This window comes from Virgibacillus sp. JSM 102003 (genome assembly GCF_041949995.1).
Lineage (GTDB): Bacteria > Bacillota > Bacilli > Bacillales > Amphibacillaceae > Lentibacillus.
In genome coordinates, this window is record NZ_JBHFQH010000018.1 from 25,792 (window position 1) to 43,715 (window position 17,924).

Below are 17,924 nucleotides of genomic sequence, written 5' to 3' on the forward strand. Positions count from 1 at the left end.
CATCCTTCTTTTACGTATAATCGAACGCCAAGCCAGAAAAGTGGCAAATTTATTTTAAAAAGGTAATGCCACTTTTTTCAGGTGATGTTCGATTGTATTAGTAGAACAGATAGTATAGCCCCCGCTATAGCTTAAGAAGCTTATAGGGGGCTTTTTTAAAAACAGAATTGTCTCTTTACAGTCAGATTGTTCTATTACTTTGAATGAATTCTGATAGTTTAATGCATATATGGGGATTGTACTAGTTAAAAACTACTGTGCCAAAGGATTATTGTTTCTATAAATCTATCTTTCTTCTCATTAAAATTTACAGAAATTTTAGTATAATGGAATAAATTTGAAATAAGGAGAGATAGATGTGAAGAAACGGTTAGTGTTACCGATGGTCATATTGATGGTCATCTCCTTAGTGCCGGCAGTAGGACAGGCCAAAGAACAGCCGGAAGAGTTTCGAGCCATATGGGTAGATGCTTTTCATGATGGGATTAAAACGCCTGAACAGGTAGACAAACTTGTTCAAGATGTTAAAGAGGCTAATGCGAATGCAGTTATTGTTCAGGTTAGACGCAGGGGGGATTCATATTTTAATAAGACGCTGGAACCGCGGTCACAGGATCCTGCATTGCAGCCAGGTTTTGATGCACTGGAATACCTGATAGAAAAAGCTCATCAGGAGGATATAGAGGTGCATGCATGGCTAACAACTTTACCAATATGGAACTCTTTATATCCACCGAAGTCTGAAGAACATGTATTTAATCAGCATGGTCCTTCTGCAAGTGGTGAGGATTACTGGCTGACAGAAAGCATCACAGGTGATAATCGTTCTGGAGCCGATTATATTCTCGATCCGGGACATCCTGATGCGGCAGATTATACAGCAGATCAATACGTCAATGTCGTAAAGCAGTATGATGTTGATGGTGTCCATTTGGATCTTGTTCGATATTCTGATCCAACTTGGGGTTATAATCCGACGAGTGTAGATCGTTATTTAGCTCAATCTGGTACAGAACATATACCCGAACCGGAGGACCCGCAATGGAAAGACTGGCGTCGTCAACAGGTAAACAACTTAGTACGGCAAGTATATTTACGGTCCATTGCTGAAGATCCCGATGTTAAGGTGTCCGCAGCTGTCATAGCCTGGGGAAAAGGTCCGGAAACGATGGAAGAGTATAAACAATCCGCACCTTACAGTACCGTTCTGCAGGATTGGAATCGATGGTTAGAAGAAGGTATTGTTGATTTGGCTATTCCAATGAACTATGACAGGGAACATGTTCCGCTTCAGAAAGCATGGTACGATTTATGGATTGAATGGGAGAAAGATCATCAGTACGACCGGCAAATTGCTGCAGGACCGGGAAGTTTCATCAATACGATCGAAGGGACTCTGGCGCAAATTGATCGTGCGTTACAGCCATCTGCTGAAGGGAATCAGCTAGCAGGTGTTTCGCTTTACAGCTATGCTTCCACTAATAATAGCGGAATCGATAATGATAGGTTTTATCAAGCATTATCGCAGGATAGTGAATACGGAGAACCTGTCTTTTCTGAACCAGCAGCGATACCAGATATGCCTTGGAAAACAAACCCTACAAAAGGTCATTTAATGGGCTATCTCACGGATAAGGATGGGGAACCGGTTGATAATGGCAAAGTGATGCTACGCGGGTCAGAAGGAAAAACATATCAGTTCAAAACGGATGGGAATGGTTTCTTTGGGCTAACAGACTTGCCTGACGGTCATTATGTCGCCAAGATAGATGGTGAAACCGGTGAAGGCGCTGCAAAGCCACTGGACATTCAAGCAGGTGAAGTTACAGAGACCAAATTGCAAGTTAAAGCTGTTCCCCAATCTAGTAATTGAGCAACGGGTACGATAATAAAGGCAGATGTTGCGTAATCGAATTACTAAATAATGTATAATGTTGTTGCCGCATTTTCCAATCAGGAATGCGGCAACTTCGCTGTTTATAGCAAAGAACGCTGCGGGGCTATTCGTGAGCCCGCAAAAAGCGCAGTGTATATAGTGCGGTATATTACGACAAAGTTTGTAGTCTGGAAGACAATAATCTATTAGAAATGATCTTTTAAAAAAGGATAATATAGGGGATTATTAGTATTAGGCATTCGTGATACTGCCGAAAGGGGAAACATTAGAAATGAAGCGGAATAGTATAGTAATGGCTTTATTAATTTTAATAATAACTGGCTGCGGGTCAGGGACTACGGAGGATGAATCAATGGGTGGAGAAAACGAGACCACTAATCTTTCTTTTAAAACAATTAAAGTTGAAAATGCCCCGGATAGGGTTCAACAATGGATTCAGAAAAACAGATCAAAAAAAGCGGAAAAGGTGTTCAATGTCGACGGGATGACATATGCAATTATCCTGCTTGGCCAAAAACCAACTGGCGGCTATAATGTAGAAATTGAACAAATACAGAAGGTAAAAACCAATTCATCGCAATCAGATGGGTTTAACACTGTTAGCTACAACGTGACAGAGCCTGAAAAAGGAAGTATAAATATACAAACGCTTACGTATCCGGTCGCAGTAGCGGGAATGGAGGGTGAAACAAGTCGATCGTATCGGTTTCAAACATCAAAGCAAAAAGAATTGAAAGATACTGTTCTAATTGCGCCTCAAGAATTGACGAGTGATGGGGAGGTTAAATAAAAGAGACTATTGGTATATATAAACCAGCAGTATTTTAAAGCAAGCTTATTACAAAAAAAGAACTGGCATGACTATATCGAATCGGATAATCCTGTTGCCGCAGCGTTACTTAGTAAAATGGGATATTCCCTTGATGAACGAGTTGAAGTCAAAAAAGAGTTTCTGCGGATGATAACGAAAATGCAATTGAATCCAGCAAAAGAGCGTTTGATATATGGATTTTTTGATAGTTATTTAAAACTCAATGAAAAGGAGGAAGAAAAATTGAGAGAGGAAATTGAAAAAATGGACGATGGCGGAAAAGTTATGGAGCTTACAATTTCATATGAGGAAAAAGGCAAGCAAATAGGCAGGCAAGAAGGCAAGAAAGAAGGCAAACAAGAAGTTGCTATTGAGATGTTAAAGAAAGGATTCTCAATTGAAGTCGTTGCTGATGTCACTCATATTGGAAAAGAAGAAATTGAAAAAATAGAGAAAACGTTATAAAGCTATAGTGAATCCCAGGACTTGATATGCAGTATTGGGAGATTAATGTAAGTGATTAAAATGCAGGAGGAATTACATATGAACAGGAGAATTATTTTAGATTGTGACCCAGGGCATGATGATGCGATGGCCATGATGCTTGCTGCGTCAAAGCTTAGCAACTTGAAACTTGAGGCGATTACGACTGTAGCAGGCAATGTTGATGTGGAAAAAAATACAAAGAATGCTTTAAGGCTATGCGATCTTCTCGGATTAGATGATGTTCCTGTCGCAAAAGGAGCAGCACAGCCACTGGTTCGCAAGATGAAAGCTGCTGCACATGTACATGGTAAGAGTGGACTGGATGGCACAAGTCTTCCTGAAGAACCGATTAAGCAAATAATTAACCAGCATGCTGTGGACTTAATCATTGAAAAAATTACAGACTCGGATGGAGATATTACAATTGTGCCAACCGGACCATTGACGAATATTGCACTGGCAATCAGAAAAGCACCGCAAATCATTCCGAAAATAAAGGAAATCGTATTAATGGGCGGCGGAACATACGGCAATAGAACACCTGCGGCAGAATTCAATATATATGTTGATGCTGAGGCAGCTAAAATTGTTTTTGAGAGTGGCGTACCAATTGAGATGTTTGGTCTTGATGTTACACACCAGGCGTTGGCAACTTCTGATAGAATGAAGGAAATGTCGGCTATCAACAATTCAGTTGCAGAAGCTGTTATGCAAATGATGAATTTTTATTCGCAGATATATCAGGGTAAACTTGGTTTTACCGGAGCGGCTGTGCATGATCCTTGTCCTGTTGCTTATCTAATCGACCCCACAATGTTTGAAATGGAGCGCGTGCGTGTAGACATTGAGACAAAAGGGGAATTCACCTATGGGATGACCTGTGTGTACACAAACGGAATGACAGATAGGGAGCAGAACGTGAATTTTGCTCGCACGCTGAATCAGGACAAGTTCTGGGATTTATTTATTCGTTCGTTAAAGTCATACTCCTAATATAATAATATAGCAAAAATCAAGCCTCCTAAAATTATCTTTAGAAGGCTTACTAAATGAAATTTGATGGTTTTAAGAAGTGCTACTTCCAGCAAGCACTTCCTCGGCTTGTTGCAGTTGTTTACGAACCTGGTTTTCTGCTGTGCCACCTGTGCTATTTCTGGCATCTACAACATGCTTTGGTTCGAGTACAACATAAATATCTTCCTCAAATAGATTACTAAAGGATTGGTATTCTTCTAGTGTTAATGCAAGTAAATATTTCTTTTGCTCGATTGCATAAAGTACGATTTTTCCAATTATCTCGTGCGCCTGGCGAAATGGCAAGCCTTTCGTGACAAGGTAATCCGCGATATCCGTTGCATTCGAATAATCCTGATCAACTGCATTGTACATGTTGTCCTGTTTCACCTGCATCGTTTCAATCATTGGAGCAAGCAACCGTAATGATCCGTCAATTGTCTTTACCGTATCAAGAAGACCTTCTTTATCTTCCTGCATATCCTTATTGTAAGCAAGCGGGAGACCCTTCAGGACAGTTAATAAACCGAATAGATTACCGTGGACACGTCCGGTTTTCCCACGTAATAGTTCAGGCACATCAGGGTTTTTCTTTTGTGGCATAATACTTGATCCGGTACAAAAAGAGTCATCCAACTCGATAAAATCAAATTCCTGACTCGACCATGTGACAAGCTCCTCTGATAATCGGGAAATATGCGTCATCATAATTGATGCAATGGATAGGAATTCTATGACAAAGTCGCGGTCGCTAACAGCGTCAAGGCTGTTCGGATATACCGTGTCAAATCCTAGTAATTCTGCGGTACGTTCGCGATTGATGGGAAATGTCGTCCCAGCTAATGCTCCAGCACCTAATGGCGACCAGTTTACCCGCTGCAAACTATCAGTCAGACGTTGTTTATCTCGCTCAAACATCCAGAAATATGCAAGCAGATGGTGCGAAAATAATATCGGCTGTGCACGTTGCAAGTGTGTATATCCTGGCATAATGACAGTAATATTTGCTTTTGCTTGCTTGATAAAAGCTGCTTGGACGGACTCAACAAGTTTAATGATTTCTTTTGTTTTATTGTTAACGTAAAGATGGATATCTGTCGCAATTTGGTCATTACGGCTTCTTCCAGTATGAAGTTTGCCGCCAACCGGTCCGATTTCATCAATGAGCATTTTCTCAATGTTCATATGAATGTCTTCATTTTCAACCGTGTAATCTGCCTGGCCATTATAGATTTTCTCTTCAATGATTTTGAGGCCTCTAATAAGCTGGCTTGCTTCATCTCTGCTAATGATTTCACATTCAGCAAGCATCGTAACGTGGGCAATGCTTCCTTCAATATCTTCCTTTGCAAACCGCTGATCAAACCCGATGGATGCTGTGAATTCTTCTACTAGTTCGTTGGTCGATTTAGTGAAACGCCCGCCCCATAGCTTTGACATTTGTAATCCTCCCTACTGTTTAACCGGCTCTGTTGTTTTTTTATTGATTTCGGCATGTACCTTTGTTGGTAATCCCCATAGTTTGATAAACCCAACTGCAGCTGTATGATCAAACATGTCACCTTTTTCATAGGTAGCAAGTTCTTCGTTATATAAGCTATAGTAGGACTTTCTGGCAACAACGAATTGATTTCCTTTAAACAGCTTAACGCGTACTTTTCCGGTTACAGTTTTTTGAGTCTCCAAAACAAATGCATCAATAGCGGGACGTAATGGTGAGTACCACAGACCTTCATAAATCATCTTTGCATATTGCTGTTCAACTGTTTTTTTATATTGACTTACTTCTCTTGTATGTGTCAAAAATTCCATTTCCTGGTGGGCATTGATTAAGATTAATGCTGCTGGATTTTCGTAAACCTCCCGTGATTTAATACCGATTAAGCGATTTTCAATATGATCAATTCGCCCAATACCATGTTTGCCACCAGCTTCGTTCAATGTCTCAATAATATCAACTAGTTCCATCGGTTCGTCATTTAGTGCCACAGGGATGCCATCTTCAAACGTGATATCAACATATTCAGACTCATCCGGAGTAGCCTCAATTGGATTGGTCCATGCAAATGCTTCCTCTGGTGCTTCATTCCATGGGTTCTCCAATACACCTGCTTCACAAGCTCTTCCCCAAATGTTTGCATCGATCGAAAATGGATTGTCTAAATTAGCTGAGACAGGAATCCCTTTTTCTTTTGCATAAGCAATTTCTTCATCCCGGGTCATTCCCCATTCTCTTACTGGTGCCACCACTTGAAGGTCAGGATTAAGTGCATTAATGGAGACTTCAAAACGTATCTGATCATTTCCTTTTCCGGTACAGCCGTGAGCAACAGCTACTGCGCCTTCCTGTTCTGCTACATCGACAAGTAACTTTGAAATCAACGGTCTGCTTAATGCCGAGGATAATGGGTACTTGCCTTCGTACAGTGCATTTGCTTGTAAAGCTGGCATTAAATATTCCTTTGCAAGCATATCTTTAGCATCGATGACGATTGATTTGATTGCACCAACATTTAATGCCTTTTGACGAACCGTTTCTAAATCCTTTTCTTCTCCTAGATCAATTGCCAGTGCAATTACATCATAATTATATTTCTCCTGTAACCATTTAATCGATACAGATGTATCTAAACCACCCGAATAAGCTAACACGATTTTTTCTTTAGTCATGTTTAACCCCTCCATCTTCTAGTAATAGTTTTAATAAAGCTTTCTGTGCATGCAGGCGATTTTCCGCTTCATCAAACACAACAGAATGCGGTCCATCAATGATACCTGATGTAACTTCTTCCCCTCGGTGGGCAGGTAAACAATGTAAAAAAATGAAATCCGATTTTGCTTGTTCGCATAGGCTTTCGTTTACCTGATAGGGTGTGAAAATTTTATTTCGTTTATCGATCTCATCTTCTTGCCCCATACTCGACCAAACATCGGTAACAACAATATCTGCATCTTTTACCACTTCATATGGATCTTCACCGTATTCTACTTTCGTACCATTTTGATAAGCTTCTTGCTTCATTTGCTGCAGAATTTCCTGATTTGGTTCATAACCGGTTGGACAGGTGATGGCGATGTCCATTCCAACTTTTACTGCACCTTCGATTAATGAATGACACATGTTGTTGTTTCCATCACCGAGGAAGGCAAGTTTTAGTCCTGAAAGTTTCCCCTTCTGTTCATAAATGGTTAAAAGATCAGCAAGCACCTGTGTTGGATGATGCGAGTCGGTCAATCCATTAATAACTGGGACAGTAGCATGCTGTGCATAGGATTCAACAGTGTCGTGGCTGAAGGTTCGGATCATTAAGCCATCAACATAACGTGATAATACGTTTGCCGTATCGAAAATTGATTCTCCGCGTCCAATCTGACTGTCATTCGAACTGAGGAAGATCGCTTCACCTCCAAGCTGAAGCATGCCGACTTCAAATGAAACTCTAGTACGGGTAGATGCTTTTTCGAAAATCATTCCAAGAACTTTCCCTTTTAAATAGGGTTCATGCGTTCCTTCAATTGTCTGTTTTTTTAAAGCAACGGCCTCGTCTAGCAGATAAGTTATTTCTGCTTTACTTAACTTGCCTAATGTTAAAAAATCCTTGTCGCTTAAAGTCGGCTTTGAAATTGTGTTAGCCACTAAAATCAAATCCTTTCCGTTTCATAATTAGATTATGTATTATTATACATTTAAGTGAATAAACATACAACAATTATTTTAACAAATTTGATAATTTTTTGATAAGATTAGAATAACAGCTATTAAGAGGGGGAAAGTAAATGGAAAATGTCTTATTTGAATGGGGAAACAGAGGTAATCCTACTTTGGTATTTCTTCACGGGATGGGGAGTACAGGTTTAAGCTTCGGAGAATTGGCACAGTATTTAGGTGACTATCATGTCGTTTCGTTTGATCTTGCCAGAAATGGGGGCGATAACTCTTTGTCAGAGGAAGAAGCATACATGCCATCGCGTATGGCAGAAGAGGTTGAGAAGGTCATTAAGAACCTAGATAAATCGGAGATCTACCTTGTCGGCCATTCATGGGGTGCACATATTGCCTTGTATTTTGCAAAAACTTATCCGGATCATGTTAAGGGTGTGATCTTACTTGACGGAGGTTACATACAGAAAACAAAGAGCGACTCATTGAAGGATGAGTTTGTAGCTATTGAAGCGTTCGATAATAGTATTCGTTTCCCGTCATGGGAAGCATTTATCGAATCAGAGAAGAGTGAGATGCCAAGGTGGTCAACTGAGATTGAGGCAGCTTCAAGGGCACAGGTTACAGAAATTAACGGGGAAATCCGTTTGGCCCTACCGGTTTCTGATGCAAAAGCAATTGTGAAAGGAATTTATACAGAGCCAACAAGTGACGTTCTACAGCAGATTAGCTGTCCGGTACTACTGCTTAGAAGTACGCTCCCAGAAGATATGGAAGGGTTTCGGCAACAGCAAGCCAACCACTTTTTAAAAAACACACCAAATGCACAAGTTCGTCCGATAACCAATACGACGCATAATATTTATTTTGATGCTCCAGGAGAAGTGGCAAGGAACATTAAAGAATGGATTCAAAATACGTCTGACTAGGCATGTGGGGGGATCGTAACGAAATTTCTTCCCCATTTTGATTAAATTTATCTTTATCTTCATTATAAAAGTAGTCCATAATTAGCAGATAAACCATTGAGGCAATGAATAAAAATAGCAGAATAATAGCAATCCAGGCTACCGAGGTTATAAGAATCCTAAAAATTCTTGAGTCTTTCATTTTCTTAAATAAATGCACATTAACCCCCCCTAATACAGGTTCTTATTTAATCCTATCAAATATTAGTTAGTGAACGAAATGGTTTCGCACCACAATTAAAAAATTTTAGGGGAGGAACGATACAAATGAATCAAACGAAAATAGGAATTGATGCTGGTGGTACACTTGTAAAGGTAGCATATCGGGAAAGTAGCAGCATTGTCTATCAAACATTTCCTTCGCAAGCTATCTATGATGCTGTCTCATGGCTTAATGATAGTTTTTTGAATCCCATTGTCTGTATTACTGGCGGGAAGAGCCAGCTGCTTGCGGAAAAACTAACAGCACCTGCAAAAACGATAGTTGAATTTGACGCAACAAACCGTGGAGTACATTTTTTGGCTGGTCAGCAACGGGATGCAATTGAGAACAATTTTATGTTTGTAAACATTGGCACCGGTACATCAATCCACTATGCCAAAGATATGGAACAACAGCGGGTTGGGGGAACTGGTATTGGTGGTGGAACATTAATGGGACTTGCCTACTTATTAACTGGACTTTGGGACTATGAAAGGATCGTACAATTAGCTAGTAACGGTGACAGGGGCAATGTGGACCTTAAAGTGAAGGATATCTTCGAAGGTGCGCTACCGCCTATTTCTGGGGAGCTGACTGCAAGCAACTTTGGGAAAAAGGAATCAATGATGGCGCGTAACCCCTCAGAGTCAGACATCCTGGCAGCTATCATTGGCATGATCGGTGAAGTAATCGTTACGGTCAGTTCGCAAATGGCATTCCAACACAACGTCGGGTCCATTATTTATTTCGGTTCGTCACTCCGGTCAAATCCACTTTTGCGGGATATTATTAAAGAATACACTAGACTGGCAGGAAAAGAGCCAGTGTTTCTGAAAAACGGGGAATACAGCGGTGCTGTTGGGGCTTTGTTATCACTTGACTAATTAAATAAGGGAACGTGGCATTCGTATGAAGGTGAGTGTGCCTTAATTGCTAAAAAAAAGAGCTTGGATCCGCGTCCAAGCTCTTTGTAAACTACCTTTATTAATTACCGAGATATTGTTCCAGCGTAATATTATTGCTGTCAATGTATTTAGCGGCTTTTTCACCGACGTAACGAAGGTGCCAAGGTTCATATTGGTAGCCGGTGATACTTGTTTTACCCTTTGGATAGCGAATGATAAAACCATACTCACTAGCATGTTTTTTAACCCATTGCCCTTCATCGGTATTGGCGAAATTTGTATTAAGGCGGTAATTGATATCAGCGCTTGTGACATCCATTGTCAGACCTGTTTGATGCTCGCTTTCCCCGGCTTGTGCACTGAATTGATTTGCTGCTTTTCGTCCGTGCTCACGAGCATTTGCTGCGAAAATTGCTTCTTGCCTATCGTATGAACGATAACCGGACTGTGCAAAAAGGTCAACCCCCGCCTTATCTCCAGCATTAAACATATTTTCAAGTGCATTAGCAGCAACTTGTCGCATTTGTTTTTTTGGTAAGTCTTCTGTAAATGGAAACCTTACATTTGGATTGACTAGATTATTTGGAACATAGTCTGCTGGTAATTTGTTATTTTTATTAACCAAAGCAAGAATACTTGATGGGTTGGATACTACGTTACTATTTTCTTTATTGTTGTTTTGATTATTTTCATTATCATTTTGATTTTCTTCCGTATCGTTATTCTTCTCTAGACCAGTGCCCGGATTTACTTCTAGGTTACCATCTATTGCTTTTAGTATATATTCACGTGTTTGCTCTCCGTATATACCGTCAATCTTCAAGGCAGATACTTGACCTTGAAAATCTTTTATCGCCCAAACAGTAGTCCATCCTAAATCGCCATCAACTTCCAGTGAATAACCTAACCGGTTTAGAGCCTCCTGCATCATACTAACTTTTTCCCCATTATCTCCATATGATAATGTTCCGATAGGCAGGATTTTTTCTTCAGCGCTGCCATCATCTTCAACTTTCTGTTTATCGGAAGAATTATCCTGTTTATCCTTTGATTCATTATTTTTCTGATCAGAAGATGGTTTATTTTTATCTTGTTTATCCTTTTTTTCCTTATCAGATTTGTTATCTTTTGGGTCTTTATCCGATTTTTCATTATCGTCAGTTACTTCTTTCTGATTAGATTCATCCTGTTCATTTGCAGACTCAGGAGAATTCCCTTGACTACAGGCTGTTAGAAATAGACATAGCAAGGATATCATAATTACTAGAAACTCTTTTTTGTTAGACATATGAACCTCTCCTATTGCTTTTTTTACTCCTTACTTATTAGACGATATAAAAAACTAAAACATTCATTCTTTCCATAAAAAATAAACAGAAGAAATAAGAATTTAACTCTCCTGTTCCATTTTTTTAAAATACGTAATAATACCCCAGCATATTAAGCTTAATAGCCAATAAATTGGGAATGAATATATGTGTTTCCAGTAGATTGCTTTGTAAAGGCCTAACCATACCATAATCGGTTCAGCTACAAAGGCCAAAAAAGCAGCCAGCAGACCTGAAAACATAAAGAACTTTTTAAAATTGTCACTCCACAGCTGATAACAAAGCATAAATGAAATGATCACAACACCAACATCATATGGGTATAACTGCGGACGTAAATATGGTGAAAGGATATAAGGATAAGTCCACGCTAAGGCGTTGCTTCCAATAGAATCAAGAATAATTGCAGCAACACCATAGAATAGTCCGAATGCTGTAATTTCAATAATTCTCTTCTTATTAACTAACATCCACCAGATAATCGCGGGCAGTATACTAAGCATAACCAAGAACCACCATTTAGGTGTTAAGTATACATTCTGTTGCCAGTATTCTTTTAGTAAGTCGCTGAATTCCCTGTGGGCTTCAATTAATTGGGACAGCGAAATAGCATTTAATATTAATACGTTGAGAGGGACAAGATTTTGAATGATTAACCAAACCATTAACGTCACCACAATCCTGTTTTTACTATTGGCTTTTTTCGTATGTTTTGTTGCTGTTTAATCTTAGCAGTTGATATAAAATGCGACATAGTGAATTTGAGATGTGCAAGGCAATCGATTCGGCAATACACTTCGCTTTCCGTGGACTCCCCACGAGCCTCCTCGTTCGCCAAGACCGCTCACTGCGGGGCTCTTAGGCTCGTTTTCCACAGGAGTCTACGTGCATTGCCTGCGCTTAATGGCAAAATTAATATAAATGTGAGTGCGTTTCCTTGTATGACTAATCTATTCTTCTCGCTTAATTAGAAAACTATTCCAACCTGCGGAAAAATGCGAGACTCCTATGGGTCATCGGCTAAAAATACGGTCACGTCCTGTTCGTCGATGGAACAGTCTGAAGACCCTGCGTACTGAGCGCTTTTTGCTCGTGAGGAGGCTGAAGCGTTTCTCTAAGGTGCGCGTAGTGTATTTCTGAAGCAGTGTCATAGCAGTCATCTTATAAAAGATGGAAGCGAAACACGGTAAGTTAATTCGCATTTTATATCAAATACGTTATAATATACTACTTGTTAAAGCATAAATTTTTAGAAAACAGCCTTTATGTTAGTGTAACCAACAGCGGTGAATTAATGTGCTGGCGATTATTCATTGAAATATCGTAAAAACGCATATATACTTTATGTAATTGAATAGCTATCAAGAGTGACCGAGAGAACTGGCTCAATGACGTCACAGCAACCTGCAAAAGTAAGGTGCTCCCACCAGCAAAGCCCATGCTTTGAGTGATAAATCGGTAGAAAACCCCTTTATGCATCCAACGCATGAAGGGGTTTTTTAATATTATATAGGAAATTATAAAATTTAAAACCTGTGAATAATTGGACTTCCGAATCAGCCACGTCCAGATCCGACGTACAGGACGTACTAGTGCCGGTGACGCCACAGGACGTGGCGTTCTCACCGGCCAGCGCCTAGCGCCTAGTGGACTTCCCTCCCCGTGTCATCGATAAGTCAATATCGAATCGCTACGCTCTTCGTATTTCCTTTATCTCACACGGGTCAGTCCAGTCCATAACGGCGCTGAACAGGCGCTTGCGCTTTTGTTCTATAAAGGAGGAATTAAAAATGAAACATTTCATTATCGAAAATGGCAACGTAACATGGATGACGAAGGAGGAGTTTGATGAACTCCCGGGGCGTCATGTGTCAGAGGTGATAAAGGACATGACGCCAGAGGAATTAGAGAGATTCAAAAAGGAACGTTATGAGAAATTTGTTAAGCCTTTGATGGAGTATAATGTTGAGAGTATAGAAGGGAAGAGAGAATCCCTGAAATCTGACTGGAACCGTGAGTAAATGACTTTTAGTAGTGTGTGAACTCTTACGTCCTGTAAGGCTGCATATAGAGATTTTTCAAGCATTAGTTAAATAAGCTGAGTAGGGGCATATGTCTCCTGCTCAAACTAATCTACGCAAATAGTTCAGGAAATTGTTTTACTACTGCAGTTGATATGGCATCTGACATTGCTAAAGCTTGTTCTTCAATTTCATCATATATTTGAATATCTTTCTGGTAATCCATATTTATCATAAATACTGCTTCCTGTTTTGTTAAATCTAAGTGCTGATAAAACATATCTCTAACACCTTTCTCGGATAAATAAGGATTTACACTGCTCCAGAACCTGGCAATCTCATCTGCATTAGCGTACCATTTTTGCTCAGCAGTCATTGCTGCTTCTTGATCACCTGCTACTGCAGCTTTAACAAGATCCGCGGCAAATATGAGATGTTCTTTAATCAAATTAGCGTATATATCAGCTAGACGGTCACCATAGTAGGGTCTGATGGCATCACCCATGTCGGTAGCATTTTGCAGAAGACGTGCGATAACAAATTCCACATCTGGCAGATTAAAGGTCAAACTGATAATTGTCATTCTGGTCCAAGCCACATGCTCCTCCCACAGCTTACGATTATCACTTCTAAATTCGAATTCAGCCTGACTGATACAATCATCCTGCCTTAAAGCAGGAATAAGCAGGCGTTGACCCACCCGAAGATTGTACGGGTCCACTCCAGGGTTATTTTTGAAAATTTTTTCTGCTGGTGTACGGAATCGTTCAGCCAGTAGTCCGAGATGATCACCTGGCTGGATCGTATAATAAAATTCGCTATTCATGTTGGTTGGTCACTCCTCGTTTTGAATATCGTAACAGCCTATTCACAGAAAGAGGAATGGGTGCGTGTCATTGAAGCTTATTAATGGTATAATAATTCAGAAAATAATTATAAGAAGGGGAGTTACGGGAATGTTTAAAAAATTAGCATCAGATGCATTGGGCTTATCCGATATTGGCAGGATAATTGGCCCTGAGGACTATGATAAGACAGATGCGGATGATTACGTTCGACACGAAGATGATGAAAAAATTTACTTCTTGATTAAGACAAAAGCAGATGAGTATTGCTTCACTAACCTGGCACTAATTCATGTAAATGGTGAAAATGCTGCTTCTTCTAAACGAACACTAAATCGTTATCCATACTCACAATACAAGATTTCAGATGTATCCCTTGAGACAGCAGGAAAAATCGATCTGGATATCGAAATCAAATTTACGTTAGGAAAAGAACCACTAAGTATTGATGTCCATAAAGACGAAATTGATAAATTAAAAGATTTATATAAGGCCCTGTTATTTATTGCTGAAACAACTCATGAAAATGCTATTATTACAGAGATGGCCGGAGAAAGCTTAGATAAAGCTGTAACAGTACTTCAAAATTCAAGAACATCTGAAACGAAACTTGCAGAACAATATAAAGAGTTGACGGAGTTTGGATTCGATTGGTTGAAATCCGTTCGTGAAGAATATCATGAGAAAGACTTTGGTGACGTTTTTGAGAAGTATATTAATAATTAGATTAAAGGCTGGATGGTGCAGAGCACTGTTCAGTCTTTTCTCTGTTTCGATAAACTTAACAATTTTGGCTTGAATGAGAGTGCAAGTCAAAAGGAACGCAATAAAACAAAATGAGCGACCACCGTAATGGCAGTCGCTCATAACCCCTTTTTAGCTTCCTGTTTCCCGATATCCAGTATTTGCTTTCACTTTTACTTCAGCGTATCGTTTCGCGCTTGCGTCTTTAGAAAATACAGTACCAAGGTAGCCTCCAAGGAATCCTAGTGGAACTGAAACAAGTGCAGGATTTGAAATAGGGAAGATAGGATCCCCGACAAATAATGCTGCACCTTCTACCGGTGAAAACACACTTGGGCTCATGGACACAAGGATCAGCGCTGAGAACAAACCGGTTAACATTGCTGTGACGGCCCCCGTTGTATTGAATTTCTTCCAGTATACCGTATAAAGAATGACTGGAAGGTTTGCACTTGCTGCAATACAGAAGGCTAGCGAAACAAGGAATGCCACATTTAAATATTGAGCAAACAATGCTAGGATAATTGCAAGTACAGATACTGCCAGAGAAGCATAACGTGCTGCTCGCATTTGCTGCAGGTCAGATGCTTTTCCTTTTTTGATAATTTGTCCATATAAATCATGGGCAAATGCTGATGCACCTGATAGAACCAGACCAGCAACTACTGCAAGAATTGTCGCAAAGGCAACTGCAGATATGAAAGCGAAAAGGATTTCACCGCCCAATGCTTCTGCCAGTAATGGTGCTGCCATGTTTCCGCCAGGGTTTGCTGCAAGAATATCTGATTCACCAACAAATGCAGCTGCTCCAAACCCAAGGAATAAAGTCAGTACATAAAAAATACCGATCACCCATGTTGCAGTAATAACAGAACTTCGTGCAGTTTTAGCATCTTTAACCGTAAAGAAGCGCATAAGTATATGTGGTAATCCAGCCGTTCCAAGTACTAATGCAATCATTAGGGAAATGGTTCCCAATGGATTAGTATACTTTAGACCAGGCTTTAAATAATCTGCTCCATGACTTGTAACCGTTTTAACATCATTGAACATATCGACAATGTTAAAGTTAAACTTTAATAAAACAAGGAACGAAATAATGACCATCCCAGCCATAAGAAGAACGGCTTTTACGATTTGAACCCAACTGGTGGCGATCATTCCGCCAAACAATACATAAATGGTCATCATCACACCAACGATCAAAACAGCTATCCAATAGGGGATGTCAAATAAAAGCTGAATAAGGGCTCCTGCTCCGACAAGTTGTGCAATCATATAGAAGATAGAGATTGTTATCGTATTAAGTGCAGCAGCTCCCCTGACTTTCTTCTCATCGAACCGTGCTTTTAGCATATCAGCAAGTGTATATTTTCCAAGATTTCGAAGCGGTTCTGCCACTAAAAACAGAACAACCAAATAGGCAATAAGGAATCCGATACTATAAAAGAATCCATCAAAGCCATATAATGCAATTGCGCCGGCAATTCCAAGGAAGGAGGCAGCCGATAAATAGTCTCCTGCTATTGCAACCCCATTTTGCCATCCTTTGAGTCCGCCACCAGCTGTGTAGAAGTCAGTAGTTGACTGGGTTTGTTTAGCGGCATAATACGTAATAATGAGAGTTAGTATGACAATAGCAAGAAAAAGAATTACGACAGTTGCATTCATCAGCCATTACCTCCTTTGTTGTTGATCTGTTCGTTAATGATTTCATCTGTTTGCCTGTCAAAGGATGCTGCCTTTTTAACATATAAAGTACATAGAACCCATGTCATAACAAATTGTGCAAAAGCAAATAGCCAAACCCATGAAATATCACCAATAGCGGGTGTATTCAGGAAGGTTGTATAGGACGTTAGAACGGGAAGTAAAAAATAAAAGACAAGAAAAAAGATAGTTAAAGGAATGATGAACTTTTTCCTGTCGTTCATGAGACGTTGAAACTTCTCACTCTGCTCTACTTTCACAAAATCGATTTTGCCATCTGTCTGATCATCTGCCTTATAGTCGCTTACATTACTCATAATCACACTCCTCATCTGTAAATAAAGAGGTTTCGGCAGCCATGTGGAAACCTCTCCTGATTTTGGTTATTATGTTCCAACGAACAGCGTGCCAACTGATGAACTGGCTTTAATCACCTCCGCATCTATCTGAAAGCGCTTACTAACCAGTATAAATGAATGGAGTATTTCAGAGAGTAAAATTGTGTCAATTGCATCTTTTTAAGTCTGAATAGTCTAATATCATTCATCAGTGGTTATTGTTTAAATACATCAAGAAGTACTTTTCTTGCCGAGCGACTAACAGGTAATGTCGTACCGTTTTTATCATTAAGCGTTACATTACTCGATCCATTAAACCATGGTGTAATCTCCCGGACATAATTTAAGTTCACTAAATAGCTTCGATGAGTCCGAAAGAATGATAGTCCGTGTAATTTTTCCTCCAATTCCTGTAATGTCATCCGGCTTTCGATCACTTCATCATTTGTATGGATTTCCAGCAACCGTTTGAAGGGAACTGCGTAATAGATGGAATCCGGTGACAAAACAACCATTCTTTCCCCGTCATCAACAAGTAATTTTGTTGCGGGGGAATTCACTTCAAGCTGGAATGGCTTGTCTTCGTTCATATCCATTTTCGCTATTTGTTTCCGGACCCGCTTCATCGTCTTTTGAAAGCGTGTGTCATCATAAGGCTTTAACAAATAATCGACAGCTTCAATTTCAAACGCGTCAATGGCATATTCGTCGTATGCGGTTGTAAAGATGAATAATGGCGGTTTAATATAGGAGAGCTCTTTGATCCGCTTTGCAGCCTCAACACCATCTATCCCCGGCATCTGAACATCCAGAAAAATTACGTCAGGTTCATGCTCCACGTACAAATCTATTAATTGCTGACCGTTCTCTGCACTTGGATATGTAATAACATCCTGCTCTTTCTTTAGAAGGTCGATAAGTTCCTCCCGGGTAAATTGTTCATCCTCAGCAATCAAAGCGTGGATATTTTTCATAAAAAGTACCTCCTTTTATC

The 17,924-nt window shown here is 39.9% G+C and carries 18 protein-coding genes and 1 riboswitch; of the genes, 8 read left to right on the forward strand and 10 right to left on the reverse strand.

Features of this window, described 5'->3' with window-relative positions:
• Positions 1-358 precede the first annotated feature (358 nt).
• From ACE1TG_RS17255 to ACE1TG_RS17270, 4 genes are all read left to right on the forward strand, one after another.
• Entirely contained in the window at positions 359-1,873 is a 1,515-nt protein-coding gene (locus tag ACE1TG_RS17255; protein ID WP_375053652.1) for a family 10 glycosylhydrolase, read from the forward strand.
• A gap of 295 nt (positions 1,874-2,168) precedes the next feature.
• Positions 2,169-2,687 carry a protease complex subunit PrcB family protein gene (locus ACE1TG_RS17260; RefSeq protein ID WP_375053653.1) on the forward strand — a complete coding sequence of 173 codons (519 nt, stop codon included), beginning with the start codon at positions 2,169-2,171 and terminating at the stop codon, positions 2,685-2,687.
• 9 nt (positions 2,688-2,696) lie between these two features.
• Positions 2,697-3,173: a hypothetical protein gene (locus ACE1TG_RS17265; protein ID WP_375053654.1), complete on the forward strand. Its 477-nt coding sequence runs from the start codon at positions 2,697-2,699 to the stop codon at positions 3,171-3,173.
• Positions 3,174-3,251: 78 nt separating this feature from the next.
• Positions 3,252-4,187, forward strand: coding sequence for a nucleoside hydrolase (locus ACE1TG_RS17270; protein ID WP_375053655.1), 936 nt, complete (start codon positions 3,252-3,254; stop codon positions 4,185-4,187).
• A 72-nt stretch (positions 4,188-4,259) separates the two neighbouring features.
• Here the strand turns inward: ACE1TG_RS17270 and argH are convergent, their stop codons facing one another.
• Genes argH through argF form a run of 3 tightly spaced genes read right to left on the reverse strand, consistent with a single transcriptional unit; the run spans position 4,260 to position 7,851 of the window.
• Positions 4,260-5,648, reverse strand: a complete 1,389-nt coding sequence (argH, locus tag ACE1TG_RS17275) for an argininosuccinate lyase (protein ID WP_375053656.1) — start codon at positions 5,646-5,648, stop codon at positions 4,260-4,262.
• 12 nt (positions 5,649-5,660) lie between these two features.
• On the reverse strand, positions 5,661-6,878 hold the full coding sequence (locus ACE1TG_RS17280) for an argininosuccinate synthase (RefSeq protein ID WP_375053657.1): 1,218 nt from the start codon (positions 6,876-6,878) through the stop codon (positions 5,661-5,663).
• Positions 6,871-7,851: an ornithine carbamoyltransferase gene (gene argF, locus ACE1TG_RS17285; RefSeq protein WP_375053681.1), complete on the reverse strand. Its 981-nt coding sequence runs from the start codon at positions 7,849-7,851 to the stop codon at positions 6,871-6,873. The genes ACE1TG_RS17280 and argF overlap by 8 nt, the downstream gene beginning before the upstream one ends.
• A 134-nt stretch (positions 7,852-7,985) precedes the next feature.
• Between argF and ACE1TG_RS17290 the strand changes: the two genes are divergently transcribed.
• Positions 7,986-8,798, forward strand: a complete 813-nt coding sequence (locus ACE1TG_RS17290) for an alpha/beta fold hydrolase (protein ID WP_375053658.1) — start codon at positions 7,986-7,988, stop codon at positions 8,796-8,798.
• Here ACE1TG_RS17290 and ACE1TG_RS17295 read toward each other — a convergent pair.
• Complete coding sequence (locus tag ACE1TG_RS17295) at positions 8,767-8,997, reverse strand: hypothetical protein (RefSeq protein ID WP_375053659.1); 231 nt, start codon at positions 8,995-8,997, stop codon at positions 8,767-8,769. The two genes, ACE1TG_RS17290 and ACE1TG_RS17295, sit on opposite strands and share 32 nt — an antisense overlap.
• A gap of 107 nt (positions 8,998-9,104) precedes the next feature.
• Here ACE1TG_RS17295 and coaW point away from each other — a divergent pair, with 107 nt between their 5' ends.
• Complete coding sequence (gene coaW / locus ACE1TG_RS17300) at positions 9,105-9,923, forward strand: type II pantothenate kinase (protein WP_375053660.1); 819 nt, start codon at positions 9,105-9,107, stop codon at positions 9,921-9,923.
• 100 nt (positions 9,924-10,023) lie between these two features.
• On the opposite strand, the gene ACE1TG_RS17305 is transcribed toward coaW, so the two are convergent.
• On the reverse strand, positions 10,024-11,232 hold the full coding sequence (locus tag ACE1TG_RS17305) for a D-alanyl-D-alanine carboxypeptidase family protein (protein WP_375053661.1): 1,209 nt from the start codon (positions 11,230-11,232) through the stop codon (positions 10,024-10,026).
• Positions 11,233-11,334: 102 nt separating this feature from the next.
• The gene (locus ACE1TG_RS17310) at positions 11,335-11,937 is read right to left on the reverse strand and encodes a CBO0543 family protein (protein ID WP_375053662.1); all 603 of its coding nucleotides are present in this window, start codon (positions 11,935-11,937) and stop codon (positions 11,335-11,337) included.
• 690 nt (positions 11,938-12,627) lie between these two features.
• Positions 12,628-12,729: riboswitch (SAM riboswitch) on the forward strand.
• 333 nt (positions 12,730-13,062) lie between these two features.
• Between ACE1TG_RS17310 and ACE1TG_RS17315 the strand changes: the two genes are divergently transcribed.
• Positions 13,063-13,293: a hypothetical protein gene (locus ACE1TG_RS17315; RefSeq protein WP_375053663.1), complete on the forward strand. Its 231-nt coding sequence runs from the start codon at positions 13,063-13,065 to the stop codon at positions 13,291-13,293.
• A 112-nt stretch (positions 13,294-13,405) separates the two neighbouring features.
• On the opposite strand, the gene ACE1TG_RS17320 is transcribed toward ACE1TG_RS17315, so the two are convergent.
• A complete protein-coding gene (locus ACE1TG_RS17320) occupies positions 13,406-14,119 on the reverse strand; it encodes a LysM peptidoglycan-binding domain-containing protein (RefSeq protein ID WP_375053664.1) in 714 nt (237 codons plus the stop codon).
• A 130-nt stretch (positions 14,120-14,249) separates the two neighbouring features.
• Between ACE1TG_RS17320 and ACE1TG_RS17325 the strand changes: the two genes are divergently transcribed.
• On the forward strand, positions 14,250-14,864 hold the full coding sequence (locus tag ACE1TG_RS17325; RefSeq protein WP_092491217.1) for a PH domain-containing protein: 615 nt from the start codon (positions 14,250-14,252) through the stop codon (positions 14,862-14,864).
• 150 nt (positions 14,865-15,014) lie between these two features.
• Here the strand turns inward: ACE1TG_RS17325 and ACE1TG_RS17330 are convergent, their stop codons facing one another.
• The 3 genes from ACE1TG_RS17330 to ACE1TG_RS17340 form a co-directional block, all read right to left on the reverse strand.
• Positions 15,015-16,553, reverse strand: coding sequence for a solute symporter family protein (locus ACE1TG_RS17330; protein WP_375053665.1), 1,539 nt, complete (start codon positions 16,551-16,553; stop codon positions 15,015-15,017).
• The gene (locus tag ACE1TG_RS17335; protein WP_375053666.1) at positions 16,553-16,909 is read right to left on the reverse strand and encodes a DUF485 domain-containing protein; all 357 of its coding nucleotides are present in this window, start codon (positions 16,907-16,909) and stop codon (positions 16,553-16,555) included. The genes ACE1TG_RS17330 and ACE1TG_RS17335 overlap by 1 nt, the downstream gene beginning before the upstream one ends.
• Positions 16,910-17,145: 236 nt before the next feature.
• On the reverse strand, positions 17,146-17,904 hold the full coding sequence (locus tag ACE1TG_RS17340; protein ID WP_375053667.1) for a LytR/AlgR family response regulator transcription factor: 759 nt from the start codon (positions 17,902-17,904) through the stop codon (positions 17,146-17,148).
• Between the last annotated feature and the right edge of the window lie 20 nt (positions 17,905-17,924).